A 25,807-nucleotide genomic window follows, 5' to 3' on the forward strand; every position below is an offset into this window, starting at 1 on the left:
CGGCGACTCTCACAGTGGCTTGTGTCGCTGAGGGACCCGGGATTACCGCGCGGCCGAGGGCGGGTGCTGCCCACCGGGAAACGAACGCTGCGGTCAGTCGTCGATTGCCTGGTACACGGTGGTCCAGAAGTCGTGCCACATCGGCAGCCGCTGGTCGCCCGCGTGCGCCCGCTGCATGAAGACGATCGTCGTCAGGTCCTCGGCGGGATCGTTGTACCAGGCAGTGCCGTAGAAGCCGGGCCATCCGTAACTGCCGACCGAGGGCCCGAGGTGTGTACGCCGGGTCCGGACCGACATTCCGAAACCCCAACCGATGGCGTCGAAGTACCCGGGCCAGAACCCGGAGATTGCCCTCTGGGTCGGAGTCAGGTGGTCGCTCGTCATCAGCGTCACCGCCGGCCGCGACAGCACCCGCTCGCCGCCGTGGGTGCCGCCCGCAAGCAGAGCCGACGCGAAGGCGAGGTAGTCCTGGGCGGTCGACACCAGCCCACCGCCACCGGACTCGAACAGCCGCGGTCGACTGAACCGCCCGTCGGGGGCGTCCTCGACAACCGGCTCGCCGGTCGCGGCGTTGTCCTGCTCGTACGCCGTCGCGAACCGGCCGAGGCTCTCGCTACCCACGCTGAAGGCGGTGTCGGCCATTCCCAGCGGCTTGCACACCCGCTCACGCACGGCATCGCCGAAGGACATGCCGGTCGCTCGGGAGATGAGAACACCTGTCACGTTGGCGGCGGTGTCGTACATCCAGCGCTCACCTGGCTGGTGCACGAGCGGGAGGTCACCGAGCTGGCGGATCCACTCGTCCGGCGACTGATATTCGAGTGCGTTCAGCGCGTCGGCGATCGGGACCGTTCCCGGCTCGGCGGGGACCATGCCGGTGCCAAGGGTGCCGTCCAGGACGTCCCGCAGCGTGATCGGGCGTTCCGCCGGGACGGTGTCGTCCAGTGGGCCGTCGGGATCGGCGAGCACTGTCATGTTCGCCAGCTCCGGGAGGAGATCGTCGACCGGGTCGTCGAGGCGGAGGGTGCAGTCCTCGACGAGGGTCATCGCACACGCGGCGACGATCGGCTTCGACATCGAGCCCAGGCGACAGATCGTGTCGATCGCCATCGGGGTCTGCGACCCGGGGCCCTCGAACGCGAGATGACCCGTCGCCTCGATGTGCACCTCACCGTGCCGGGCGAGGACGACCACCATGCCCGGGACGAAGCCGGACTCGACGTGGCGCTCAAGCAACCCTTGCAGCCGGGCCAGCCGTTTCGACGAAAAGCCGCCAGCAGCCACGTGTTACCTCCTCAGCTCGTCCCGATTGGCAAATTACACGGCACTCGGCGGTCGCATGGCCCACGACAAGGCTGGGACGACACTCGGTCCGAGCAGTAGCGGTCATCGATCGACCGGGCCTCTGTCGCGCGAACGGGCCTGGCGACAGACCCCGCTGCCGTGACGCGCTCTCACGGGAAAGGGACGACCCCCGTCGGGGGGAGACGGGGGTCGTCGGAGGTTCGGCTCCGGGGGGGTCGAGCCGAACCACTCAGCGGTCACGGGGGGTGCAACCGCTGAGGGTCTGCCTGTTTCGAGGATGTGAAAGCTCGTCGTACGGACAAGTCTGCCTGAGCGCGCCCGTCACGTCGAGTGGTGCTGCCTCCACTCACTGCGAAAATCTCCTCGCAGAGTGTGAGCGTGATCACGCGGAGCGGAGAGCCCGCAGGTCTGAGGGGTGGCATGACCCCGGGCACCCGCCGACGATAGACCATCCGGCTAGACTTTCGCGCCGTGGGCCGAAGTGCCGCTTTCTTCGATCTGGACAAGACCGTCATCGCCAAGTCGAGCGCCCTGGCGTTCGGTCGTCCGTTCTACCGGGATGGGCTGATCACCCGGCGTGACGTGGTCAAGTCGGCGTACGCGCAGCTGATGTTCCGGCTGGGCGGCACCGACGAGCAGACCATGGCCCGAACACGGGACTACCTGGCTGCGCTCTGCAAGGGCTGGCAGGTGGAGCAGGTCCGCCAGATCGTCGCGGAGACGCTGCACGAGCTGATCAACCCCTACGTGTACGCCGAAGCCGCCGCCCTGATCGAGGAGCACCAGGCGGCTGGGCGGGACGTGGTGCTGGTGTCGGCGTCCGGCGAGGAGATGGTCCGGCCGATCGGCGAGCTGCTCGGGGTGACCGACGTGATCGCCACTCGGATGACGGTGCGGGACGGCCGGTACAGCGGCGAGGTCGAGTTCTACGCGGCTGGCCCGAGCAAGGTCGAGGCGGTCAGCGAGTTGGCCGCCGCTCGGGACTACGACCTGGCTGATTCGTACGCCTACTCCGACTCGTACAGCGATCGTCCGTTGCTGGAGTGCGTGGGCCACCCGAGTGTGGTCAACCCGGACCGGCAGCTACGCAAGCTGGCCTCGGAGAACGCGTGGCCGGTGCTGGAGTTCCGGCACCCGATTCCGCTGGGCCGGCGGCTGCGGGAACGTCCTGCGGTCCCGGTGGCCGCGGCGGCCCTGGGGGTCGGGGTGGGCGTGGCGATCGGCATCGCCTGGTACGGCCGGCACCGTCGTACCCGAGCCGCCACCACTGCCTGATCCCACCCAGCCGACCGCTCAGGCGGCGGCGAGGATCTCGTCTCCGATGGCGGTGAGCTGGTCGGTGCCGACCTCGACGGCGGCCATGTAGTGGCGTAGCCAGGAGCGCAGCCCGTCCGGGGTACCGGTGGCGAAGGCGCCGGCCGCGCCGACGTACTCGGGCTCCCGCTCGCGGTGCCCCACGTCGACGGGGAGCAGGCCACGCGGGTCGAGGCCACTGGCGAGCAGCACCAGCCGGGCGGCCCCACGGGCCACCACGCCGGACGGCCCGGCGAACGGGCGCAGGTTCAGCAACTCCCCGTGTACGACAGCGGCGAGCACCAGCGGGGAGACCTTCGTGCCGCCGGCGACGAGGCCGGCCAGCCCGTCCAGCCGGGTGGCGACCACGGGGTCGGCGACCGGGCGGCCCAGCTCGGCCTCCGACACCAGGTCCCGGGCGGCGAGCACGTGCAGTTTCGCGAGGGCCTGGCGGGGCGCCTTCGGCCACAGCTCACTCAGGCCCGGCAGCGCTCCGGCGACCCGCAGCGCCCCCTGGAGCACCGGGTCGGTGACGGTGCCGGCCCGGACCGCCTCACGCTCGTGCCCGGCTCCCTCGAGGGCCGCGCTGGCCACCGCGGAGCGGAGGCTGACCTCGGCGGCTACCTGTCCACCGTGCCGGCGCAGCGCCCGGTGCCCGAGCGCCTGGTCGAACCGCGCGCGGGCCTGCTCGACGGCGGCGGTGATGTCGGCGAGCGCGAGCAGCGGGGCGAGCGGGTCGGTGGTCACCCCGCCACGCTAACGACCCGGCCTGGCGTGGCGGGCCGCACCCGCCCGCAACGCGACCCGGACCACCCGACCCGGGGGGCGAACCGGCGGGGACGGGCCGTCGGGCGCGCGGCGGGGGCCACTCGGCGCGAGGCGGTGGGCAGCCGTGGCCGGTCGCGGGCCCCGCGACTACCCTCGTGCCATCGAGACCCAGGTCACCCCGAGGATGAGGAGTCACGGCATGAGCGAGGCATTGGCCAATCTGCTGAACGAGACGCGCCAGTTCCCCCCGCCGGCCGAACTCGCCGCGCACGCCAACGTCACCATCGACGCGTACGCCGAGGCGGAGGCCGACCGGCTGGCCTTCTGGGCGAAGCAGGCCGATCGGCTGGCCTGGTCGAAGAAGTGGGATGAGGTGCTCGACTGGTCGAACCCGCCGTTCGCGAAGTGGTTCGTGGGTGGGCAGCTCAACGTCGCGTACAACTGCCTGGACCGGCACGTCGAGGCGGGCCGGGGCGACAAGGTGGCGATCCACTGGGAGGGCGAGCCGGGCGACACCCGCACCATCACGTACGCGGACCTGCACGAGCTGACCTGCCGGGCGGCGAACGCGCTCACCAACCTGGGGGTGACCGCCGGCGACCGGGTGGCGATCTACCTGCCGATGATCCCGGAGGCAGCGGTGGCCATGCTGGCCTGCGCCCGGATCGGCGCCGCGCACAGTGTGGTCTTCGGTGGCTTCTCGGCCGACTCGTTGAGCAACCGGATCCAGGACGCCAGCGCCAAGGTGGTGATCACCGCGGATGGTGGTTACCGGCGGGGCAAGCCGTCGGCGTTGAAGCCCACTGTGGACGAGGCGGTGGCGAACTCCCCGTCGGTGGAGCACGTGCTCGTGGTTCGCCGTACCGGCGAGGATGTGGCGTGGTCCGACAAGGACCACTGGTGGCACGAGACGGTGGAGACCGCGTCGGCCGAGCACACCGCGCAGCCGTTCGACGCCGAGCACCCGCTGTTCATCCTCTACACCAGTGGCACCACGGCCCGCCCGAAGGGCATCCTGCACACCACCGGCGGCTACCTCACCCAGGCGTCGTACACGACGCACGCGGTGTTCGACCTGAAGCCGGAGACTGACGTCTACTGGTGCACCGCCGACATCGGCTGGGTCACCGGGCACTCCTACATCGTGTACGGCCCGCTCTCCAACGGCGCCACCCAGGTGATGTACGAGGGCACCCCGGACACGCCGCACAAGGGCCGGTTCTGGGAGATCATCGACAAGTACCGGGTGAGCATCCTCTACACCGCTCCCACCCTGATCCGGACGATGATGAAGTGGGGCGACGACATCCCGGCGGACTTCGACCTGTCGTCGCTGCGCCTGCTGGGCAGCGTCGGCGAGCCGATCAACCCGGAGGCCTGGATGTGGTACCGGCAGCACATCGGCCGGGGCGAGCTGCCGGTGGTGGACACCTGGTGGCAGACCGAGACGGGCGCGATCATGATCTCGCCGTTGCCGGGGGTGACGGCGGCCAAGCCGGGTTCGGCGATGGCGCCGCTGCCGGGCATCGTGGCCGACGTGGTGGACGACCAGGGCCAGTCGGTGCCGAACGGTGGTGGCGGCTACCTGGTGCTGCGCGAGCCGTGGCCGTCGATGCTGCGCACCATCTGGGGTGACGACGACCGGTTCATCGACACGTACTGGTCGCGTTTCCCGGGCATGTACTTCGCCGGCGACGGTGCGAAGAAGGACGACGACGGGCACATCTGGCTGCTCGGCCGGGTGGACGACGTGATGCTGGTGTCCGGGCACAACATCTCGACGACCGAGGTGGAGTCGGCGTTGGTGTCGCACCCGTCGGTGGCCGAGGCGGCTGTCGTCGGCGCGACCGACCCGACCACCGGTCAGGCGATCGTCGCGTTCGCCATTCCACGGGGCAGCACTGACATCGCCGGTGAGGCGGGCGAGCAGCTCATCGCCGACCTGCGCAACCACGTGTCGAAGACGCTCGGCCCGATCGCCAAGCCGCGGCAGATCATGCTGGTGCCGGAGCTGCCGAAGACCCGCTCCGGAAAGATCATGCGCCGGTTGCTGCGGGACGTGGCGGAGAACCGGTCGCTGGGCGACGTGACCACGTTGCAGGACTCCTCGGTGATGGACCTGATCTCGTCGGGGATGAGCGGTACGAAGTCCGACGAGGACTGACGGTAGGCGTACTCATCGGAGGGTGGTGGTCCGTGCGGACCGCCACCCTCCGTCGTGTCTTACGGGTACGGTTCGTGCCGCCTCGCCACTGTCACATCGGTCGGTCGGGGGAGTCGGGAGAAGCTGAACGGGCACAGGCATAGATCACCTCTGTCCTTTCGGCCGGTTGTGCTTTAGGTTCACGCAGGTTGGAAGAGTTCGACACACATCGCTTCGATGGTCGGCCACGCCAACGTCCTCCTCCCCATGCCCGAGAAACGGAGCGGCATGAACCACAAACCGCAGTCCAGGGCGCGCCGACGACTACTCGTCGCGCTGCCCGCCATCGCCCTCGCGGCCACGTCACTGACCGTGAGTGGCAGCGCGGCGGCCCAGTCGCCGTCCGGCACCCCTCTGGCGGTGATCGGGGCCGACGAGCACTACATCAACTACGCCGAGCCCGAGGTGCAGCCGGACACCACCGGCCGTGAGGTGAAGGGCAAGGGTGGCATCTACACCCCTGCCGCGGAGTCCGCCCGCGCGTTCGACCAGAAGCACGCCCGGGGCAACCCGGTGACCGCACGGCAGTTGGCCAAGGACGAGGCCAAGTCGCTGAAGACGGGCCAGAACCCCCGCAAGTTCAAGAAGGCCCCGACCACCCAGACGGCGAAGCTGCTGACGCTGCTGGTGGAGTTCAACGACAAGGCCAACGACGACTTCACCGGCGTGATGGTCCCCAAGACGGTGTTCGAGGACCGCACCTGCGTCCCCGGCACGGTCCAGAACGGCCCGAAGCACAACAAGATCCCGGACCCGGCGCGCCTGCCCCACGAGGACAACAACTCGATGTGGGTGCCGGACTTCTCGCCGCAGCACTACAACAAGATGCTCTACAGCAAGAAGGGCATCACCGAGCGGGTCCGTACGGACCTGAAGGGCCCGGACGGCAAGAAGGGCATCGACCTGTCCGGTCGCACCATGCACAACATGTACCTGGAGATGTCCAAGAACGCGTACACGGTGGACGGGCAGGCCAGCCCTTGGATCACCGTGCCGCACTCGGAGGGCTGGTACGCGGCCAACCGCTGCTTCCAGGACGAGACCGGCGCGTGGGTTCCCGGCCGTGAGCAGTCGATGAACGGCCACCCGGACAACCCGGCCGGCGCGGGCCGCCTGGCGACCGACGCGATCGACGCGCTCGTCGCGAAGGACCCGAACTTCCCGTGGGCCGACTACGACATCGAGGACCAGGCCGACCGCGACGGTGACGGCAACGTCTTCGAGCCGGACGGCGTGATCGACCACCTCGTGCTGGTGCACGCCGGTCAGGGCAAGTCCCGCGGTGGCGGCGCCGAGGGCGTGTACGCCGTGTGGGCGCACTCCTCCACGGTTGCCGGTGGTTACACCATCCCGGGCACCAACCTGAAGGCGTCGAACTACATCGTGCAGCCGGAGGACGCCGGCGTCGGCGTCTTCGCCCACGAGTTCGGCCACGACCTGGGTCTGCCGGACCTCTACGACACGTCCGGCAACGCCGACTCCGACGTGGACTTCTGGGACCTGATGGCCTCGGGCTCGCACTCGGGTGAGATCTTCCAGGCGTTGCCGACGCACATGGGCATCTGGGACAAGTGGGTGCTCGGTTGGGCCGACCCGCTGACCATCCGCCCCGGGTCGAACCCGCGCGAGGTGAAGCTCGGCCAGACGTCGCGCACCCCGATCGACTCCGAGGACGGCATCAAGGTCGACCTGCCGGACAAGGTGACGACGCTGGCGACCCCGCACAGCGGCACGAAGATGTGGCACAGCAACAACGACCAGGAGTGGGCTGACGTCAAGCTGAGCCGCTCGGTCGACGTGCCGGCGGCTGCCGACTCGAAGTTCTGGATGTGGAACAACTACATCATCGAGGAGGACTGGGACTACGGCTTCGTGGAGCTCTCCACCGACGGCGGTACGACCTGGACCGAGCAGAAGGTGTACGACGAGGGCGGCACGGTGGTCACCACGCCGGACGGCTACCCGGACCCGAACGGCCGCATGAACGACTTCGGCGGCAAGAAGTACGGCCTGACCGGCAGCACCGACGGCTGGCGGCACGACTACGTCGACCTGTCGGCGTACGCCGGCACGACGGTCCAGGTGCGGCTGCGCCTGGCCACCGACGAGGCGTTCGAGGAGCGCAACTGGTTCGTCGACGACTTCTCGGTCACCGGCGGCGGCGCCACCACCTGGAGTGACGACGTCGAGGGCGGCGACAACGGCTGGACGGCCACCGGCGGCACCTTCGTCGACACCACCGGTGGCGGCTGGAAGGTCTCCAGCGGCACCGAGGTGCACGCCCAGTACTACCTGGCGGAGTGGCGCAACTTCGACGGCTTCGACAAGGGCCTGAAGTACGCCTACGACACCATCTACTCGCACGAGGCGTGGAAGGTCGACCGGATCTCCTACAACGCCCCGGGCATGCTGGTCTGGTACCGGGACACCGCGCTCGGCGACGTCAACCACGTCACCGGGCAGATGACCTCGCTGCCCAGCTACGGCGCTAAGGGCGGGTTGCTCATCGTCGACTCGCACTTCGACCCGTTGCGGCGCACCGGTGAGGCGGCCGTGAAGGACCCGTCGGTGACGGACAACCTGCCGAGCCGCCCGCAGTCCTCGAACGCGGCCTTCACGTTGAACCGGACGTACCCGTTCACGGAGTGCCTGGAGGCGGCGGACGAGCCGTACAGCGCGTACTGCACGAAGTTCAAGGGACTGCCGCCGGTGAAGGCGTTCACCGACGCCAAGGGCTGGTACCCGGGCATCGAGATGCGCGATGGTGCTGCCTACGCCCGGGACAACGACGCGTCGGTGGTCCTGCCGTCGCGTGACAACGCGCCGTACACCACCCGGGTCACCAACCCGGACGGCAGCCCGGCGCCGGAGTTCTACGGCGTGACCCTGGGCGGTGGCGCGATCGTGCTGGGCACCGGAAACCCCGGCGACCAGGGCGTGAACTACGGCGTCTCGCTGACGATCAAGAAGGCTGCCGGGGACAACTCGTCGGCCATGATCTACGTGACCCCGGCCAAGAAGTAACGGTTTCACGGATCGCGAACTGACGGTGGGGCCGGTGGCGGAGACGCTGCCGGCCCCACTGTCGTATGTGCGCAAAGATTGATCGAAAAATGTCGTTGTATACGTTCGCGTCCGGGGCCGCGCTGGTCAGCGGGGCTGATGAACCGGCGGGGTGTGACGGTGAAAAGCATTCCCAACAAAATCTTGCAACAAATCGACGCGTTCGTCTTCCCACCCGTCCCGCCAGTAACTATGTTCACCAATGGTCCCACTAGTGGGATCGATCTCCCACCGGCCTGTACCCCCGTTGGGCCGGTTCCCTCACACCGGAGGTACCACGTGCGCAAAGTCGCAGTGGGTCTGCTCGGGCTCTCACTGACGGCGACAGGCCTGGCTTTCGGCCCGTCCGCCTCGGCGGCGCCTCAGCCCAAACTGCCGGCAGCAGCACCGGCCGCTGCCGAACCGCAGTCACTGCAGGATGAGCTCCCCGACAAGCTCGAGGAGAAGCGCCGCGCGCTGCGTCAGCAGGGTCTCAGCGACGTGCTGACCGGTCGCAGCAAGCCGATCGAGCGCAACGGAAGCACTGTTGTCAAGGTCGGCGAGGTCGGCAAGGCGGGCGGAACGGGCGCCAACGCCCGCGCGCGCGCCGGCGCCGCCGCGCAGACCAGGGATCAGTACGTCGAACTCAAGCGTGAGCGGACCGACAAGATCTTCGTGATCCTGGCCGAGTTCGGTGACGAGCGGCACCCGTCCTACCCGGACAAGGACATGAACCCGGACGTCGCCGGACCGGCGACGTTCGAGGGACCGCTGCACAACAAGATCCCCGAGCCCAACCGGGCCGTGGACAACTCCACCATCTGGCAACCGGACTTCAGCCCGGAGCACTTCCGCCAGCTCTACTTCGGCACCAACCCGGGCGACGAGTCGCTCAAGCAGTACTACGAGGCCCAGTCCTCGGGTCGCTACACCGTCGAGGGTGAGGTGACCGACTGGGTCAAGGTCAAGTACAACGAGGCCCGCTACGGTCGCTCCGACGACCCGAAGGCCGACGACGACCCGACCGGCGACCCCGCCGTCTGCGCCGACAACGTCTGCCCGAACACCTGGAACCTGATCGCCGACGCCGCCACCCAGTGGGTCGCCGACCAGAAGGCCAAGGGCCGGACGGACGCGCAGATCACCGCCGAGATGAAGTCCTTCGACCAGTGGGACCGCTTCGACTACGACGGTGACGGCGACTTCAACGAGTCGGACGGCTACATCGACCACTTCCAGATCGTCCACTCCGGCGGCGACCAGGCCGACGGTGACCCGCAGCAGGGTGAGGACGCGATCTGGAGCCACCGTTGGTCGGCGTTCAACAGCTCGCCCGTCGGCCCGCCGAACTTCCCGATCGGCGGCACCCAGATCGGCAACACCGGCGTCTGGATCCGCGACTACACGATCCAGCCGGAAAACGGCGGCCGCAGCGTCTTCTACCACGAGTACGGCCACGACCTGGGCCTGCCGGACGACTACGGCCCGGCGGACAACAGCAACGAGCACTGGACCCTGATGGCCCAGAGCCGGCTCGGCGCCAAGAACGACGCCGGCATCGGCGACCGTGGCGGCGACCTCGGGGCATGGAACAAGTTCCAGCTCGGCTGGCTCGACTACGAGGTTGTCGTGGCGGGGCAGAAGCGCACGATGGAGCTCGGCCCGCAGGAGTACAACTCGAAGAAGGCACAGGCCGTCGTGGTCGTGCTGCCGAAGCGGGAGTACACCTTCAACTACGGCGCGCCGTTCGAGGGCTCGAAGCAGTACTTCTCCGGCAACAAGGACAACCTCGACGGCACCATGACGAGGACGTTCGACCTCACCGGTAAGTCCGCGGCGGCGCTGTCGCTCAAGGGCAAGTACAGCATCGAGGAGACCTACGACTACCTCTACTTCGAGGCGTCGACCGACGGTGGTCAGACCTGGACCGATCTGGACGGCACCGTCAACGGCCAGCCGATCGGCGTCGACGGCGCCGGCCGCCCCGCCCTCGATGGCAGCAGCAACGGCGCCTGGGCGGACATCAACATTCCGCTGAACACGCTGGCCGGCAAGGTGGCGCAGGTCCGCCTGCACTACGTCACCGACGGTGGCGTGTCCGAGGGCGGCTTCTTCGGCGACGCGATCACCGTGACCGCCGACGGCCAGACCGTGCTCAGCGACGGTGCCGAGACCGACGCGGGTTGGGCGCTCGAGGATTGGGAGGTCGTCGGTGCCACGTACACCGACGAGTTCGACAACTTCTACATCGCTGGCAACCGCTCGTACGTCTCGTACGACAAGTACCTGAAGACCGGCCCGTACTTCTTCGGCTACGCGAACACCCGCCCGGACTGGGTGGACCACTACGCGTACCAGGAGGGCCTGCTCATCTCGTACTGGAACACCCGCTGGGACGACAACAACACCGCCCCGGCATCCCCGACCAACCCGGGTGGTCACCCCGGTGAGGGTCGCAACCTGTACATCGACGCGCACCCGCGCCCGATCTACAACCTGACCGGCGCTCCGTGGCGGGCCCGCGTCCAGATGTACGACGCACCGTTCAGCCTGAACAAGGCCGACTCGTTCACCCTGCACCTCAACAGCCAGCCGCAGTACATCCGTGGCCAGGCCGCTGAGCCGCTGTTCGACGACACCAAGAAGTACTTCTACGAGGAGCTGCCGAACCACGGCGTCAAGCTCCCCGCGGCCGGTGTCAAGATCAAGGTTCTGGAGCAGGACGGCACCTCGATGAAGATCCGGGTCAGCTGACCACTGATCCCGCACCAACCAGCGACGCCCCGGGCAGGTCATCTGCCCGGGGCGTCGCCCTTTGTCCGGCCCTTGTGCCGCTGGTTCCGCCCGCCGGACCCCGGTCCCGCTCCGGGACTACCCGGGGCTTTCCCCTGTTCAACGCGACCACCAGGGTCGCCCGCGGCAACCGGGTCCTAGGCTGTCTGCCATGACCGACCAGCGCGGCGGGGCCGTCGACGAGTCCTGTGTCCTCACCGAGGGGCCGTGGACGCACCGTTTCGTCGGCGCCAACGGCAGCCGGTTCCACGTGGTCGAGGGCGGCACCGGGCCGATGGTGCTCTTCCTGCACGGCTTCCCGGAGCACTGGTGGGCCTGGCACCAGATGTTGCCGGCGATCGCCGACGCCGGCTTCCGGGCGGTCGCCGTCGACCTACGCGGCTACGGGGCCAGCGACAAACCACCCCGGGGGTACGACGGCTACACCCTCGCCGCCGACATCGCCGGGCTGATCCGCGCGCTCGGTGAACGATCCGCGACGATCGTCGGCAGCGGCCTCGGCGGCATGGTGGCCTGGACGGTGGCGTCGTTCCACCCGTCCCTGGTCCGCCGGCTCGTGGTGCTGGGGGCGCCGCACCCACTGCGACTGCGCGCCGCCATCTTCGCCGACCCACGCGGGCAGTTCACCGCCTCCACACCGGCGTTGAAGTTCCAGCTACCCCGCTACGAGCACGTCCTGACCCGCGACGGCGCTGCGGCAGTCGGCGAGATCATGCGCCGCTGGGGCGGCCCACAGTGGGTGGCCGGGCCGGACTTCGAGGCGTACGCCGAGCGGTGCCGGGAGGCGATGTGCATCCCGCAGGCCGCGTTCTGCGCGCTGGAGGGTTACCGCTGGGCGTTCCGTTCGCTGCTGCGACTGCACGGCTACCGGTTCGTCCGCCTGATGCAGAAGCCACTGTCCACCCCGACCCTGCAACTGCACGGTGCCCTGGACACCGCCTCCCTGCCGCGCACCGCGTTGGGTTCCGGCCGGTACGTCGTCGCCCCGTACGAGTGGCGGCTGCTCGACGGGGTGGGGCACTTCCCACACCTGGAGGCACCGGAGCTGGTGCTCGGCGAGATCCTGCGGTGGGCGAAGACCTGACCGGTCAGACCCGCTGCTCCCGCAGGTCGGTGACCTCGGCGGCCGGCGCCCAACCCTGGTAGACGCCGAAGTCGAAGACCTCCAGTCGCATCGCCTCGGCCACCGGCCAGCGACCACCGGTGTATTCCACCCGCAACCAGGCGTCGTGCTTGCCGAGCACGATGAACGGCTGCCCCTGCCAGGTGCAGGTGGTCCGCACGTACGCCAGATCCTCGATCTCGCTCGCCGGCAGCACGCGGACGTAGCGGCCCGCGCGGACCTCCTCGAAGCCGTCGCCCGGCTCGGGCTGGTAGAGGCGGATGTCGTCGCCGTCCGGGCTGGCCTGGTATTCCCGGCCCTGCCAACGAGCCACGTAACCGTCGCGCATCACGCCTCCCCGACCCGTCGCCAGGTGACCGAGTCGGTGTCCAGCTCCGCGACCACCCGCTCGCTGCCGTCCGCGCCGATGCGCCAGAGCTGGGCGCCGTGCGGCAGCCGTGCGCTGTCCACCTTGAACTCCGCCACCACGTCGCTGCTCTCACCCGGGGCGAAGCCGTTGCCCCGGAACGGCGGACGTTCGATGACCCAGCCCTCCATGGCCCGCATCGCCGGCTCGTTCTGACCGCCGTACGGGATGCGGTAGAGACTCGGCCGGTGCGCCGGCCAGCGCAGCACGTAGATCTCCTCGGCGTCCGGGGCGAACGGCGAGCCGGGGTAGCTGAGGCCCAGCGCCTCGTGCAGCTGAGCCGGTGTGGTCAGGTGGGACAGCTCACCGGCCCGGTGCACGAACCCGGACACCCTGTCGTACCCACGATCCAGGTAGTACGCGAGCTGGCTGGGGGCGATCGCCTTCTGCATGACCGTCGGGCGGGTCGGGTCGACCGCCGCTGGGGCGTACCGGGGACGGGCGGCGGGTTCGGCCACGGCCGGCGCTTCCACCTGGTCCACTTCCAGGTCGTCCCCGAGCCCGACCTCGGCGGCCCAGTTGGCCAACGCGACGATCTGCTCGCCGGGCAACTTGGCACCCACCGGCGTGCCCGGGTTGACGGCGAACGACCAGTCCTCGTCGGGCCAGCGCCGGATCAGCTGGGCGAACTTCACCCGGACCGTGTCGACGTCCCCCTCGACATGGTCGGCGAGGCGCTCCGACGACGTGTAGACCACCACGTACGTCTCGCCGTCGAGCTGTCCGGTACGCCAGACGAAGCCGGGATCCCCGGGGCGGCTTCCCCGCACCGATTCCGGTGCCGCCGGCAGTAGCACCCGGGCCAGCAGGAGGGTGGACAGGAACGTGTCGGTGCTGCCCGAGCCTGCGGCGCTGAGCAGGTCCTCCTCGACCGTGTTGGCGGGCTCGAACTCGACCGGCGCCGGCTCGTCGGCCGGCGAGCGCGGAACGTCGCTCGGGCTCACGCTCGCGCCGCTGCCCTCGCCGTCGGCCTGGTCCGTACCGGCCGGGCCCACCGACGAGACAGCACTGTCGGCGCGGTCGTCCTGGAGCGGGGCGTCGACGCGGTCGTCGATCCGCGGGTCGCCCAGGCCACCGCCGGCTGCGCCGACCTCTGTCGGAACCACGGGGTGCGGGGCGGATGGGCTCGGGGCCGGCTGAGCGGGGCTGAACGACGGGGGCCCGGACGGGCTGGAACCGAAGGACGACGGGCCGAACAGGCCCGGGTCGGAGGACGTCGAGCCGAACGGCGGCGGGGCGGCCTCGGCGGGGCTGGGCCGCCGGGGCGCGTCGACCGGAGCGCTGCTCTCGACCGGGTCGGTGAGGTCGCGGGACTCGATGATCGTGCCCTCGATGACGATGGGCGTGAAGCCGCGGCGCGGCGCGGGCGGCCCGGAGACCGGTTCCGCGACTGACGCCGGCAGATCCTCCGTCGGCTCGAACCGGCCCGGCCGGTCCTGGGGAATCGCCTGCGTCTCCTCCGCCGATGGCCGCCCGGGCGCACCGATCAGGGGTGGCTCGCCGGTCACCCGGAACGCGCGGGTGGGCTCCTCAGCGAGTGGGTTGTGCCGGCGCGGCGGCAGCGGCTGGGTGATCTCCTCGCCGGATGGCGGCGCGTCCGTCCCGCGGGACGCGCCGAGGCCACTTCCTGGCCGTTGTATCGGCTGGGTGGCTGCCGGGTCCGCCGCCATCGGAAAGGCTCGCGTCGCGGTCTCGTCGGCCGGCGCGTCGGCCGGACGGCGGCGAGGAAAGGGCTGGCTGCCTCGCCCGAACCGGGTCGGCGGGGCAGCCCGGTCACCGGGGCGTCCCCCACTCGCGGCCGGGTCGCGGGTCGGGCTGGGGTCGAAGAAGGAGCGCCGAGGCGCGGCCTGGGGGCCGGCGTTGCCGTTGGCCGGAGCGGGGCCGTCGACGTCGCCCGGCCGGGTCGCTGCCGGCCAACCAGCGCCGGGCCCGGCCTGGTCGGTGGTGGGGCCGGCGGTCGCCAACGGGGTGAAACGGGACTGCCGGCCGGTGCGGGGCAGGGCTTCGGCGCCCGGTGTGGGCCGGGGCGGCTCGGTGGGGTGCCGCTGACCGGCGGCGGGCAGGCCCTCGTCGCCGGACCGGCGCGGCGGCTCAGCGGGAACGGGCGGCCGGGGCGCCGGGCCCGGTGCCGGCGGGGCACCCACTCGGGGGGCACCGCTCCGGCTGGGCCTGTGGGGTGTGAGCGGAGCACCATCGGGGCCGGACGAGGCCGCCCCCGTCGCAGGGCGCGATCCGGCGGCTGGCGCGGAGTCCCGAGCTGGCATGCCGGGCCGGGTGCGGGCCAACGTCTCGGCGCGTTCCAGGCGGGCGCGGGCACCCATGGCGCGGCCGGGCAGTCGCACGTCACCTCGGGACAGCTGCGACACGAACCAGGCCGGCAGGTAACCCTCGACCGGTAGACCCGGATTGACGGCGAGCCACCACTCGTGGTTGGGCCAACTGGCCGCGAGGTCCGCGAAGGGGATGCGTCGGTTGCTGCCGGCGTGATCGCCGAGGCAGGCTCGCAGGGCGGCGGCGGAGGTGAAGGCCAGGACGTGGGTCCGGCCGCCGGTGGTCCAGGTGCCCCATCCGGCGGGTGGCTGGCCGGGCTGCGTCGGCGCGGAGACCGGCAGCAGCACATCGGTGCGGGACAGGACCCTGAAGTACAGCTCCTGGTCGTTGGCGCGCAGCGCGTCGCGCATCGCCACCTCGGCCTCCGTGGCCGGCTCCCATGCGGTCACGGCCACCTCCCCTTCCGAGAACAGGCCACAGGTATCGCGTACAACCTACAAGGTGGTACCAAGATCACAATGGCTGGCCGGCGGCGGCCTGCCAGGGCCAGGAGGAGGCGATAACATCCCGTTCCGGAGCCGATACGATACGGAGGGTGTCGATGTCCGGATCGATAACGCGCCCGGTCCTCGCAGGTCTGGCCGCCAGCCTGTTGACCGTACCGGCCCTTCCGACAGTCGCCGCCACCGCCGGGCTTCGGGCGGCACCGGCCTGCGCGACACCACTCGCCCCCGTCCGGCCGGTCGCGGCCAGGCCCTGGCCACAGCAACGGTACGACCCGGCGCGGCTCGCGTTGCTGGCCACCGGCGCCGGGGTGACCGTCGCGGTGGTCGACTCCGGGGTTGACCGCGTGCACCCGCAGCTGGTTGGGCGGGTGCTGGCCGGCACGGACCTGCTCGACCCCGGCGGGGACGGCGGTCGGGACTGCGCCGGGCACGGCACCGGTGTGGCGAGCATCATCGCCGCGGCGCCCCGCTCCGACGTCGCCTTCCGCGGTCTGGCGCCGGGTGCCCGAATCCTGCCGGTGCGGGTGAGTGAGCAGCAGGTGGTGCAGGGGCGGGAGTCGGGGCGTACGGTCAGCGCCGACGAGTTCGCCCGGGCCATCCGGTGGGCCGTCGACCATGACGCCGACGTGGTGAACCTGTCCGTGGTCCTGTACGCGGACGACCCGGAGGTCCGTTCGGCCGTGCGGTACGCGGTCGACCGGGACGTGGTGCTGGTGGCCGCCGCCGGCAATCTGCACGACAGCGGGGATCCCCGACCCTTCCCCGCCGGCTACGACGGGGTGCTCGGTGTGGGCGCGATCGGGGCGGACGGCGCGCGGGCGACGTTCTCGCAGACCGGCCCGTACGTCGACCTCGTGGCCCCGGGCAGCGAGGTGCTGACCGCCGCACCCGGCGCCGGCCATCATCGGGTCGAGGGCACCAGTTACGCGGCGCCCTTCGTGGCCGCCACCGCCGCGTTGCTGCGGCAGTACCGGCCGGAGCTGACCGCAGCCCAGGTGGCGGAGCGGATCATCGCTACCGCCGATCCAGCTCCGGGCTCGGGCCGGGGCGGCGGGTACGGCGCCGGCGTGTTGAACCCCTACCGGGCGGTCACCGAGACCAGCGGCGGCCGTGCGGCCGGCGCGCGGCCGGTCGCCGCCCTCGCCGACGACCGGGCCGACCCGGCGCAGCTCGCCCACCAGGCCCGCCGGGCCGCCGCGCGGGACCGAGCCCTGCTGGTCGGCGCGGTGGCCGGCATCACGGCGGTCACAGTGGCGCTGCTCGCCCTGGTGGTGCCTCGGGGCGCCCGTCGACGCTGGCGCCCGGCCGACCCGGCCTGAGCCCGCCCGCGCGCGGCCTGAGCCCGTCGGTGCGCGGCCTGAGCCCGTCGGTGCGCGGCCCGAGCCCGCCCGCGCGCGGCCCTGACCGCCGACCGGCGGCGGGCGGGGCGCCGACCCGGACACGGTCAGCGCTCCCGACCCAATTCGCTCACTGGAACAGCCCGGTGTTCTTCTTTTCGGTGTCCAGGTAGTCGGTGGCGGAGTCGTTCACCGCCAACCTGATGTCACGCAGCATCCCCTGCAGGTCCTGCGAGGCCGAACGCCACCGCGCCTGCCGCTGCTCGTAGGCCTGCCGCGCGTCGCCCGTCCAGCTCGCCACCAGCGGGGCGGCGTCGCGTTCGAGTTGGCCGAGTTGCGCGTCGAGGGTGTTCAACGCCTTCTGAATGTCAGCGCCGGCCTGCTGCAGCGCGGCGAAGTTGACGACCAGCACACCATTGTCCATTGGATTCCCTCCCCAGCGGGATCAGAGCGGCAGTTGGATGCCGCCGCGGTTGGTGCCGGCCACCCGGCTGGCCACCTCGTCGTCGGACGCGTGGTATTGCCGACCGGCGGTGCGGATCGCACCGGCGGTCTCGCGCAGCGCGCGGTGCAGCGCCGTCTGGTCCTGTGACCACTGCTGCTTGACCTGCTCGAACGACCGGCCACCAGCGCCACGCCACGCCTGCTGCAACACCTCCAGCTCGGCCAGCAGGCCGGTCAGCATGGATTGCAACGACTGGTCCACCTGCTCGAACTTCGCGGCAGTCTGCTGCATCACCGCTGCTTCTGCCTTGGTTTGGGACATCCGGACGTCACCTCGTCTCTCGGATCGCACCTGGCCGTCGACGCGCCCACCCCGTGGCGACGCGTCGTCGCTTGGCCCGGTCGTCGAGCACTGAGACACGGGTCAGCGAAGGACTTCGTGGCTGACGGTAGCGACCTCGTAGCAGTTCTGCTACCCCGCCGGCTTCCCCTGTGGACAACCGAGGCGGCCATCGGTCGCTTACGATGTGCCGCAGCCACGTCGCGGCGCGTGACGGGCCGCCGGAGGGCGGCCGGCCGCCCGACCCGGTCCCCACTGGTCGAGGAGGCACGGTGCCGGCGATCACCACCGGAGGGCCGCACCCGCCGACCCCGACCGGATCCGAGACAGGTGCCTCCCCACTGATGGGCGGGCCGGGGCGATCCACCCACAGCGGCTCGCTGTCGGTCGATCAGCGCACCCCCGGTCGCCGGTCGCCGGTGGCCCACTGGGTCGCACTCGGCCGTCGTGCGGCTGCCGGAGCGCGAGCCGGCCAACTGGTCGCCGCACAGGTCGCGGCGGCGCTCGTGCTCGTCACCCTCGGCCGACCCGCGCCGGTCGTCGCGGCGGCCGTCCTGGTGGCCGTGCTGCTGGTGGCCTGCGCCTGGGTGCCGGTGCGAGGGCGGTGGCTGTTCGAGTGGCTGGGCACCGCCATCGGGCACCTCACCCGTCGACGGGTGTTGGCCGGGCCAGCGGACGCGGCCGAACTGCTCGACCTGGTCGCCCCGGGCACCGTGGTCCGCTCGACCGAGTTGACCGGCGGGCCGGCCGCCGTCCTGGAGGACACCACCGGCATGGTCGCGCTCCTGGAGCTCGGCGACCCCGGCGACCTGCTGGGCGACGTGTCCCAGGCGATCCCCGCCCCGGCCGCGTTGCTCCCGCCGACCGGGCCGGACCAGCCCCCGCTGCTGATCCAACTGCTGCTCGCCGGTGCGCCGGCGCCGGTGCCGAGCGCGGGTGGCACTATCGGCACGTCGTACCGGCAGCTCACCGACGGGCGGCTCGCCGGGCGTGAGCGTGCGGTGGTGGCGGTCCGGGTGCTGCGGGTGAACGGTTGGTCCGAGGAGGACCTGCGGCGGGTACTCGCCGGCACGGTTCGCCGGATCGTCCGCCGGCTCGGGCCGTTGGCCGCGCGGCCGCTCGGGGTGCCGGCGGCACTGCGCGTCCTGGGCGAGCTGGCCCACCACGATGGCGAACCGGTTCGGGAGTCCTGGCCGGCGATCCGGTCCGGCACTCTCGTCCAGGCCACCTTCCGACTGCTCCACTGGCCCGATGCGGGCGCTGCGGCTACCCGCCGGCTGGTGCCCCGCCTGCTCGCGCTGCCGGCGACGGCCACGACGGTGTCGATCTGCTCAGGCCCGTCGCCGACGATGTCGGCGTCGTCGGGTCCGCCGGCGGCCAGCGGAGTGCCGACCGAGCTGACCGTACGCCTGGCCGCCGGGACGGCGGCTGAGTTGGTGGCGGCCACCGAGGCGCTGACCCGCCTGGTGACCGACCTGGGCGGAAAGCTACGCCGACTCGACGGCGCCCACCTGAGCGGGCTGGCCGCCACGCTGCCGTTGGCGCTGTCGGCACCCGGGGCGCAGCCCCGCTCACCGGTGCCCGGAGCGCGACCCGGCCCGGCTGTGGACGCCTGGGAGCTGTCCCTGGGCGACGCGGGAATGATGGTCGGCACCAATCGACACGGCCGAGCCGTCACCGTGCGACTGTTCCGGCCGGAGAGCACCCGCGTGCTGCTGGTCGGCGGGGTGCGGGCAGCCCAGCTGGTGGCCCTGCGCGCCCTGGCCCTCGGCGCCCTGGTGGTGGTGCAGACCGCCCGGCCACGCGCCTGGGAGCCGTTCATCCGAGGGGTTGGCGCGCCGGGTGGCACGATCCCGTTGCTCCCTCCCGGTCGGGCGGTCGCCGACGGGGTGGGCACCGCGCTGCGTCCGTTGCTGCTCATCGTCGACGCCGGGCCGGTGGCGGGCGAGGCAGCGCCGGGCCCACCGTGGCGGGCCACCCTTGTGGTACGCGACGAGCTGACCCCGGCCGATGTGGACGCGTTGAGCCGCGCCGACCTGGCGTTGCTCCAGCCACTGACCTCCACCGAGGCCACCCTGGCCGGAGCGGCGCTGGGGCTGGGCGGCTCGGCCGAGTGGCTGACCCGGATCCGGGAGGACATGGTGGCCGTGGTCAACCGTCGGGCGCTGCGGTGGGCACTACTCTCCCCCACTCCGATCGAGGCGCAACTGATCGGCCCGCCGACGCGGGGCTGATTCCACCGGGACGGCCAGCTGGCGGGTTACGTCGGTGCGGTGTCCGTGGCACGATCCCCGCCATGGGTTTTCTGAAAGGTCTGCTGATCCGGCTGGCCAGCACAGCTCTGGCTTTCTGGCTGGCCACGCTCCTCATCCCGGGCATCTCCCTGGATTCGAACTCGGCCACCGAGACGGTGACCACGCTGCTCCTGGTGGCGGTGATCTTCGGCGTGGTCAACGCGGTTCTCCAGCCGATCATCAAGACCGTCGGTTGTGGCTTCTACCTGCTGACCCTGGGTCTCATCGCCCTGGTGGTGAACGGGCTGCTCTTCCTGCTCACCAGCTGGATCGCCGATCAGGCCGGGCTGCCGTTCTCGGTGGACGGTTTCTGGCCGGCGGCAGTGCTCGGCGCCCTCTTCGTGAGCATCGTGACCTGGATCCTCGGCGCCGTCCTCGACCGCGACTGATCGCCGACCAACCAGCACCGACCCGGTCCGTCCGGGGCTCCGACCTCGGTCGGGCCCCGGCGGGCCGATGACCAGAGTTCGGGAATGTGGCGGCCGGACCGCCCACCTCGGCGGTTAGCGTCGCAGCATGTTCTCGCTGACCTCTCCCGACGGCCACCTGCTCAGCACCGATCCGGCGCGGATCGACCTGGACCTGGTGCACCACTGGTTGTCCACCGACGCGTACTGGGCGCTCGGACGGGACCGGGAGACCACGGAGCGGTCGTTCGCCGGCTCGCTGCCGTTCGGCATCTACCGGCCGGAGGACGGCCGGCAGGTCGCTGTGGCCCGGGTCGTCACTGACGGCGCCACCTTCGCCTGGCTCTGCGACGTGTACGTCGACCGGGCCGCCCGAGGTCGCGGGCTGGGCGGGTGGCTGGCCGGCGCGGTCCGCGACCACCTGGACGAGCTGGGCGTACGCCGGATCCTGCTCTGCACCAACGACGCCCACCAGGTGTACGCGGGGGTGGGTTTCACCCCGCTGGACGCGCCGCAACGCTGGATGCAGCTGGACCGGCGACCCCCGGTGACCCCGATCACCGGAAAGGAACAAAGCAGCACTACGCCCCTTACGGTGGAGGCGTGACGCCACTCCGCCTGGGATATCTCTACGGCCTCGGCGCGTACCTGCTCTGGGGTTTCTTTCCGCTCTACCTGAAGCTGCTGCGACCCGCCGGCCCGCTGGAGATCCTGGCCCACCGGATCGTCTGGTCGGTGCTCTTCGTGGCCCTGCTGCTGGCGGCGCTGCGCAACGTCGGCTTCCTGCGGGCGCTGCTGCGCCGCCCCTGGGCGATGGCGGGGATCGTCGCCGCCGCCGCGCTGATCGCTGTCAACTGGGGCACCTACATCTACGGGGTCAACTCGGACCGGGTGGTGGAGACGGCGCTCGGCTACTTCATCAACCCGCTGGTGGTGGTGCTGCTCGGGGTGACCGTGCTGCGGGAGCGGCTACGCCCGGCGCAGTGGGTGGCGCTGGGGATCGGCGCGTCGGCGGTCGCGGTGCTCACAGTGGACTACGGCCGGCTGCCCTGGCTGGCGTTGACCCTGGCGTTCAGCTTCGCCGGCTACGGCCTGGTGAAGAAGCGGCTCGGGCTGCCGGCGGCGGAGGGGCTCTTCGTCGAGTCGGCGGTGCTGGCGTTGCCGGCGTTGGGCTACCTGGGTTGGCTGACCGCGAAGGCCGACCTGACCTTCGGGCACGTCTCGGCCGGGCACACAGCGCTGCTGGTGCTGGCCGGCGCGGCCACGGCGATCCCGCTGTTGCTGTTCGCCGGGGCGGCCAACCGACTGCCCCTGAGCAGCCTAGGCATGATCCAGTATCTGGCGCCCATCCTCCAGCTCGGCTGCGGGGTGCTGATCTTCCACGAGCCGATGCCGCCGGCCCGCCTGGCCGGCTTCGCGCTGGTCTGGCTGGCTCTGATCGTCTTCACCGCCGACGCCGTCCGAGCTTCCCGCCGCACCCGCCAGTCCCGCCACCAGACCCCTGTCCCCACCCCCCTCCCCACCCCCTGACCCCGCGATCTTGCAGTTTCGGTCGTCGATATGCCTGATCTGCCCCTTATGGAACAGCAGAAAGTGCAAGATCGCGGAGGACCGGGGTTGGGCGGGGCGGGGCGGGGTGGGGCGGGGTGGGTTAGGGGACGGCGTAGGTCAGGAGGGGCGTGCCGTCGGCTTTCTGCAGCTCCACGCTGACCAGCTCGGCGTCGGTGAACCTCGTCGCGCCGGTGAAGCTGAGGTCGTCGCCGGGCGCCGCCAACCAGGAGCCGATCTGCTCGGTGGCGCCGTTCGGACCACGCGCCACCAGCCGGAACGGGTACGCCTTGCCGTAGCTCGTCCGCGCGTCGTACCCGCAACGCATTCTCACCTCGGTGCCCCACTTGGTGCCGGTGAGCCCGAGGTCGGCGTGCACCGGCCCGGCGGCGGCCACCGGTCGCATGGCCACCATCGACACCTGCGGGGTCGGGTTGCCCTGCGCGCCGGGCGGCCCGGACGGGTCGACCGTTCGAGGCAGCGCCACTGCGGTGCCCACACCGACCAGCAGCGCCAGCCCGGCGGCGGCCAGTGTGGTCAGTGCGTATCGTCGCCGGTCCGCGGCGCGTTCCCGACGGCGGCGCTGGCGGGCCTCGTCGAGCAGCGCGGGTACCCGGGGCGGGGCCGGCGGCGGCAGGATCTGCTCCAACCCCGCCGGGTCGAGGCGTCCGAGCAACCCGGGCAGGACGGCGATCTCCGCGACCGCCTCCCGACACGAGGCGCACCCGCCGAGGTGCCGCTCGTAGGCCGCCCGTTCGGCGGGGGCCAGGGCGCCCAGCACGTACGCGCCGTCGTCATACGCGAACTCGCACCGGGTCATCCCGTCACCCCCATCTCGGCCAGGACCAACCGTAGAGACCGCAGCGCGTAGTGGGTGCGGGATTTCACGGTCCCTGGCGGCACGCCCAGGCGGGACGCCGCCTCGGCCACCGACCGCCCCTGGTAGAAGCACTCGACAAGCACTTCCCGGTGGGTCGGGCTGAGCCGGTTCAGCGCCTCGGCGACGGTCCACGCCTCCACCGCCCGTTCGGCCTCGTCGATCACCTCGGGCGGTTCGGGCAGATCGTCGGTGAACACCTCACCGACGCGGGTGGATCGGCGCCGCCAGGCGTCGATGGCCAGGTTGCGCGCGGTGGTGAACAGCCAGGACCGCACCGATCCGCGTCTCGGGTCGAGAGACTCCGGATGTCGCCAGGCCCGCAGCAGCGTCTCCTGTACCAGGTCCTCGGCCCGCTGCCGGTCCCCGTTGACCAGCCGCAGGGCATGGGCGTACAGCGCCTCCGCGTGCTCGTCGTGCAGCGCGCGGAGCAGTTGGGCGTCGTGGTCGCTGATGGCGGTCTCCTCGCTTCCGGCGCGCGTCCGGCGGTGCGTTCGCTCGGGAATACGTGCTGTCACGCCGATCGGTTCAGCCCGAGGTCAGACCGGTGGCGTGGTGACGCCGCCGACGAAGGTGTTCATGCCTGGTTCACATCGCGGCTGACGAGCGCTCACCGCGTCCTCTTAGCGTCCGGCTGGTACGCCGCCTGTCGTGCCACCGACTTCTCTGGAGGCCTCCCCCATGAGCGACCGTCCCCGGCTGCTCCCCCTGTTGAACGGCACCCGCCATGGCACCCGTGATGCCATGACCTGCCTGTACCGGTGCGGAAACGCGTGTGACCACCCGGTCCCGAACACCTCCGACAACGCGTACTTCGGTGACGTGGTGAACGCCGAGGTGTCGCGGCGTGGCGTGGTCCGGGCCGGCGCTGTCGGCGCGTTGGTGCTCGGTTTCGGCGGCGCGGCAGCCGGCGCGCTCGCCGGGGCGGCCCCGGCCATGGCGGCCCCGACCGCCCCGGACGTTCCGGAGAACGTCGGGTTCGGTCGTCCCAGCACCGGGGTCGGCAGCGGCGCGCTGACCTTCAAGCCGATCCCACCGAACAAGCTGGACACCCTTGTCGTACCGAACGGCTACGACCACGCCGTGGTGATCAAGTGGGGTGACCCGGTGCTGCCGGGCGCGCCGGAGTTCGACCTGCACCACCAGACCGCCGCCGCGCAGTCCAGGCAGTTCGGGTACAACAACGACTTCGTGGGCGTGCTGCCGCTGGACAAGCAAGGCAAGCGGGCGCTGCTCGTGGTCAACCACGAGTACACGAACGAGGACCTGATGTTCCCAGGCTTCCCCGGCCTGGACGGGCTCTCCGTGGAGCAGTTGCGCACCGCGATGGCCGCGCACGGCATGTCGGTGGTGGAGCTTGAGCGGGTCGCGGGCACCGGGCAGTGGAAGCCGGTCGGGAAGGGCCCCCGGCCGTACAACCGGCGGGTCACCGCCCTGAGCACCAAGTTCGACCTGACCGGCCCGGCCGCCGGCTCGGCCTGGCTGAAGACCGCCGCCGACCCCAGGGGCCGCACTGTCGTCGGCACGCTGAACAACTGCGCCGGTGGCGTGACCCCGTGGGGCACGGTCCTCTCCGGCGAGGAGAACTTCAACCAGTACTTCGTGGGCGCCGACGCCGTCCCGGCCGAGCTGAAGCCGAAGCTGGACCGGTACGGCATCGGCACCGCCAGCCGCTACCCCAGCGGCAGCCGCAAGTGGGAGCGCGCGGACGAGCGCTTCGACCTGGCGAAGCACCCCAACGAGGCACACCGGTTCGGCTGGGTCGTCGAAATCGACCCGTTCGACCCGGAGAGCCGCCCGCGCAAGCACACAGCGATGGGCCGGTTCAAGCACGAGGGCGCCAACGTGATCGTGGCGAAGGACGGTCACGTGGTCGCGTACATGGGCGACGACGAGCGGTTCGACTACCTCTACAAGTTCGTCTCGGACAAGAAGTTCATGAAGGGCAACTCCTGGGCTGCCCGCAAGCACAACCTGACACTGCTGGAGTCCGGCACGCTGTACGTGGCGAAGCTCGACCAGACCAGCGCCGCCGAGATCGACGGCTCGGGCAAGCTCCCCACCGACGGCGCGTTCAACGGTCGGGGTCGCTGGATCAGGCTGGTCAGCGGCAACCGCTCGTTCGTCGACGGGATGACCGCCGCGGACGTGCTCACCTTCACCCGGCTCGCCGGCGACAAGGTCGGCGCGACCAAGATGGACCGACCCGAGGACGTCGAGCCGAGCCTGCTCACCGGCAAGGTGTACGTGGCGCTGACGAACAACACCAACCGGGGCGTCGGCAGCAACCCGAAGGCGGACGAGGCCAACCCGCGCACCGCCAACAAGCACGGGCAGATCCTGGAGCTGGTCGAGGACCGCAACGACAACACCGCGGAGACCTTCGCCTGGTCGCTGCCGATCGTCTGCGGCGACCCGACCGACCCGTCGACCTTCTTCGCGGGGTACGACAAGACCAAGGTCTCCCCGATCTCCTGCCCGGACAACGTCGCCTTCGACGCCACCGGCAACCTCTGGATCTCCACCGACGGCAATGCGCTGGGCAGCAACGACGGCCTGTTCGCCACCGCCGTGGAGGGTCCGGAGCGGGGTCACCTCAAGCAGTTCCTGACGGTGCCGCTCGGCGCGGAGACCTGCGGCCCGTTCATCACCGGCGACAACCGCTCGGTCTTCGTCGCCGTACAGCACCCGGGCGAGATCACCGGGGCCTCGGTGGAGAACCCGGCCTCGAACTGGCCGGACGGTGACTACGCCAAGCCGGGCGTGGTGGTCACCTGGCGCCTCGACGGCGGCCCGGTGGGCAGCTGACGTCGTACCCGGGGCTGATCGGCCGCTGACGTTGCTCCGGCG

At 71.0% G+C, this 25,807-nt stretch carries 19 protein-coding genes; 11 read left to right on the plus strand and 8 right to left on the minus strand.

Annotation, left to right across the window (positions count from 1 at the left end):
- Window positions 1-93: 93 nt before the first annotated feature.
- Window positions 94-1,284: a serine hydrolase domain-containing protein gene (locus tag NIE111_RS13890; RefSeq protein WP_238684783.1), complete on the minus strand. Its 1,191-nt coding sequence runs from the start codon at window positions 1,282-1,284 to the stop codon at window positions 94-96.
- Between the two features lie 492 nt (window positions 1,285-1,776).
- Between NIE111_RS13890 and NIE111_RS13895 the strand changes: the two genes are divergently transcribed.
- Entirely contained in the window at window positions 1,777-2,580 is an 804-nt protein-coding gene (locus tag NIE111_RS13895; RefSeq protein WP_030486293.1) for an HAD family hydrolase, read from the plus strand.
- 18 nt (window positions 2,581-2,598) lie between these two features.
- Here NIE111_RS13895 and NIE111_RS13900 read toward each other — a convergent pair whose 3' ends face one another.
- Window positions 2,599-3,345 carry a Fic family protein gene (locus NIE111_RS13900; RefSeq protein WP_112585724.1) on the minus strand — a complete coding sequence of 249 codons (747 nt, stop codon included), beginning with the start codon at window positions 3,343-3,345 and terminating at the stop codon, window positions 2,599-2,601.
- A 220-nt stretch (window positions 3,346-3,565) separates the two neighbouring features.
- Here NIE111_RS13900 and acs point away from each other — a divergent pair, with 220 nt between their 5' ends.
- From acs to NIE111_RS13920, 4 genes are all read left to right on the plus strand, one after another.
- Window positions 3,566-5,530, plus strand: a complete 1,965-nt coding sequence (gene acs, locus NIE111_RS13905) for an acetate--CoA ligase (RefSeq protein WP_238684784.1) — start codon at window positions 3,566-3,568, stop codon at window positions 5,528-5,530.
- A 267-nt stretch (window positions 5,531-5,797) separates the two neighbouring features.
- Window positions 5,798-8,593: an immune inhibitor A domain-containing protein gene (locus NIE111_RS13910; protein WP_238684785.1), complete on the plus strand. Its 2,796-nt coding sequence runs from the start codon at window positions 5,798-5,800 to the stop codon at window positions 8,591-8,593.
- 333 nt (window positions 8,594-8,926) lie between these two features.
- Window positions 8,927-11,365 (plus strand): immune inhibitor A domain-containing protein, encoded by a 2,439-nt coding sequence (locus tag NIE111_RS13915; protein ID WP_238684822.1) that lies wholly within the window; start codon window positions 8,927-8,929, stop codon window positions 11,363-11,365.
- A gap of 190 nt (window positions 11,366-11,555) precedes the next feature.
- Window positions 11,556-12,488: an alpha/beta fold hydrolase gene (locus tag NIE111_RS13920; protein ID WP_112638703.1), complete on the plus strand. Its 933-nt coding sequence runs from the start codon at window positions 11,556-11,558 to the stop codon at window positions 12,486-12,488.
- Between the two features lie 4 nt (window positions 12,489-12,492).
- On the opposite strand, the gene NIE111_RS13925 is transcribed toward NIE111_RS13920, so the two are convergent.
- Both NIE111_RS13925 and NIE111_RS13930 read right to left on the minus strand, forming a co-directional pair.
- Window positions 12,493-12,858, minus strand: coding sequence for a UCP033725 family protein (locus NIE111_RS13925; RefSeq protein ID WP_238684786.1), 366 nt, complete (start codon window positions 12,856-12,858; stop codon window positions 12,493-12,495).
- Window positions 12,855-15,653, minus strand: a complete 2,799-nt coding sequence (locus NIE111_RS13930; protein WP_238684787.1) for an SseB family protein — start codon at window positions 15,651-15,653, stop codon at window positions 12,855-12,857. The genes NIE111_RS13925 and NIE111_RS13930 overlap by 4 nt, the downstream gene beginning before the upstream one ends.
- A 152-nt stretch (window positions 15,654-15,805) precedes the next feature.
- On the opposite strand from NIE111_RS13930, the gene mycP reads away from it, so the two are divergent.
- Window positions 15,806-17,029, plus strand: coding sequence for a type VII secretion-associated serine protease mycosin (mycP, locus tag NIE111_RS13935; protein ID WP_238684788.1), 1,224 nt, complete (start codon window positions 15,806-15,808; stop codon window positions 17,027-17,029).
- Between the two features lie 148 nt (window positions 17,030-17,177).
- Here the strand turns inward: mycP and NIE111_RS13940 are convergent, their stop codons facing one another.
- Both NIE111_RS13940 and NIE111_RS13945 read right to left on the minus strand, forming a co-directional pair.
- A complete protein-coding gene (locus NIE111_RS13940) occupies window positions 17,178-17,471 on the minus strand; it encodes a WXG100 family type VII secretion target (protein ID WP_238684789.1) in 294 nt (97 codons plus the stop codon).
- A gap of 21 nt (window positions 17,472-17,492) precedes the next feature.
- A complete protein-coding gene (locus NIE111_RS13945; protein WP_238684790.1) occupies window positions 17,493-17,813 on the minus strand; it encodes a WXG100 family type VII secretion target in 321 nt (106 codons plus the stop codon).
- Window positions 17,814-18,016: 203 nt separating this feature from the next.
- Here NIE111_RS13945 and eccE point away from each other — a divergent pair, with 203 nt between their 5' ends.
- The 4 genes from eccE (at window position 18,017) to rarD (ending at window position 22,062) form a co-directional block, all read left to right on the plus strand.
- The gene (eccE, locus tag NIE111_RS13950) at window positions 18,017-20,065 is read left to right on the plus strand and encodes a type VII secretion protein EccE (RefSeq protein WP_372488331.1); all 2,049 of its coding nucleotides are present in this window, start codon (window positions 18,017-18,019) and stop codon (window positions 20,063-20,065) included.
- A 62-nt stretch (window positions 20,066-20,127) separates the two neighbouring features.
- A complete protein-coding gene (locus NIE111_RS13955) occupies window positions 20,128-20,514 on the plus strand; it encodes a phage holin family protein (RefSeq protein ID WP_091395522.1) in 387 nt (128 codons plus the stop codon).
- 127 nt (window positions 20,515-20,641) lie between these two features.
- Complete coding sequence (locus NIE111_RS13960) at window positions 20,642-21,139, plus strand: GNAT family N-acetyltransferase (RefSeq protein ID WP_238684792.1); 498 nt, start codon at window positions 20,642-20,644, stop codon at window positions 21,137-21,139.
- Window positions 21,136-22,062 (plus strand): EamA family transporter RarD, encoded by a 927-nt coding sequence (rarD, locus tag NIE111_RS13965; protein ID WP_238684793.1) that lies wholly within the window; start codon window positions 21,136-21,138, stop codon window positions 22,060-22,062. Before NIE111_RS13960 ends, rarD begins: the two co-directional genes overlap by 4 nt.
- 121 nt (window positions 22,063-22,183) lie before the next feature.
- Here the strand turns inward: rarD and NIE111_RS13970 are convergent, their stop codons facing one another.
- Window positions 22,184-22,900: an anti-sigma factor family protein gene (locus NIE111_RS13970; protein ID WP_238684794.1), complete on the minus strand. Its 717-nt coding sequence runs from the start codon at window positions 22,898-22,900 to the stop codon at window positions 22,184-22,186.
- On the minus strand, window positions 22,897-23,412 hold the full coding sequence (locus tag NIE111_RS13975) for a sigma-70 family RNA polymerase sigma factor (protein ID WP_051708644.1): 516 nt from the start codon (window positions 23,410-23,412) through the stop codon (window positions 22,897-22,899). The genes NIE111_RS13970 and NIE111_RS13975 overlap by 4 nt, the downstream gene beginning before the upstream one ends.
- A gap of 226 nt (window positions 23,413-23,638) precedes the next feature.
- Between NIE111_RS13975 and NIE111_RS13980 the strand changes: the two genes are divergently transcribed.
- Window positions 23,639-25,765 (plus strand): PhoX family protein, encoded by a 2,127-nt coding sequence (locus NIE111_RS13980; RefSeq protein WP_238684795.1) that lies wholly within the window; start codon window positions 23,639-23,641, stop codon window positions 25,763-25,765.
- Window positions 25,766-25,807 lie beyond the last annotated feature (42 nt).

This window comes from Micromonospora hortensis (assembly GCF_022230935.1).
Classification (GTDB): domain Bacteria; phylum Actinomycetota; class Actinomycetes; order Mycobacteriales; family Micromonosporaceae; genus Micromonospora; species Micromonospora hortensis.

Coding starts and splice junctions, on each gene's coding strand:
- acs (WP_238684784.1), top strand. CDS start 3,566: ATGAGCGAGGCATTGGCCAATCTGCTGAACGAGACGCGCCAGTTCCCC.
- NIE111_RS13910 (WP_238684785.1), top strand. CDS start 5,798: ATGAACCACAAACCGCAGTCCAGGGCGCGCCGACGACTACTCGTCGCG.
- NIE111_RS13920 (WP_112638703.1), top strand. CDS start 11,556: ATGACCGACCAGCGCGGCGGGGCCGTCGACGAGTCCTGTGTCCTCACC.
- mycP (WP_238684788.1), top strand. CDS start 15,806: ATGTCCGGATCGATAACGCGCCCGGTCCTCGCAGGTCTGGCCGCCAGC.
- NIE111_RS13940 (WP_238684789.1), bottom strand. CDS start 17,471: ATGGACAATGGTGTGCTGGTCGTCAACTTCGCCGCGCTGCAGCAGGCC.
- NIE111_RS13945 (WP_238684790.1), bottom strand. CDS start 17,813: ATGTCCCAAACCAAGGCAGAAGCAGCGGTGATGCAGCAGACTGCCGCG.
- eccE (WP_372488331.1), top strand. CDS start 18,017: ATGTGCCGCAGCCACGTCGCGGCGCGTGACGGGCCGCCGGAGGGCGGC.
- NIE111_RS13955 (WP_091395522.1), top strand. CDS start 20,128: ATGGGTTTTCTGAAAGGTCTGCTGATCCGGCTGGCCAGCACAGCTCTG.
- NIE111_RS13960 (WP_238684792.1), top strand. CDS start 20,642: ATGTTCTCGCTGACCTCTCCCGACGGCCACCTGCTCAGCACCGATCCG.
- NIE111_RS13970 (WP_238684794.1), bottom strand. CDS start 22,900: ATGACCCGGTGCGAGTTCGCGTATGACGACGGCGCGTACGTGCTGGGC.
- NIE111_RS13980 (WP_238684795.1), top strand. CDS start 23,639: ATGAGCGACCGTCCCCGGCTGCTCCCCCTGTTGAACGGCACCCGCCAT.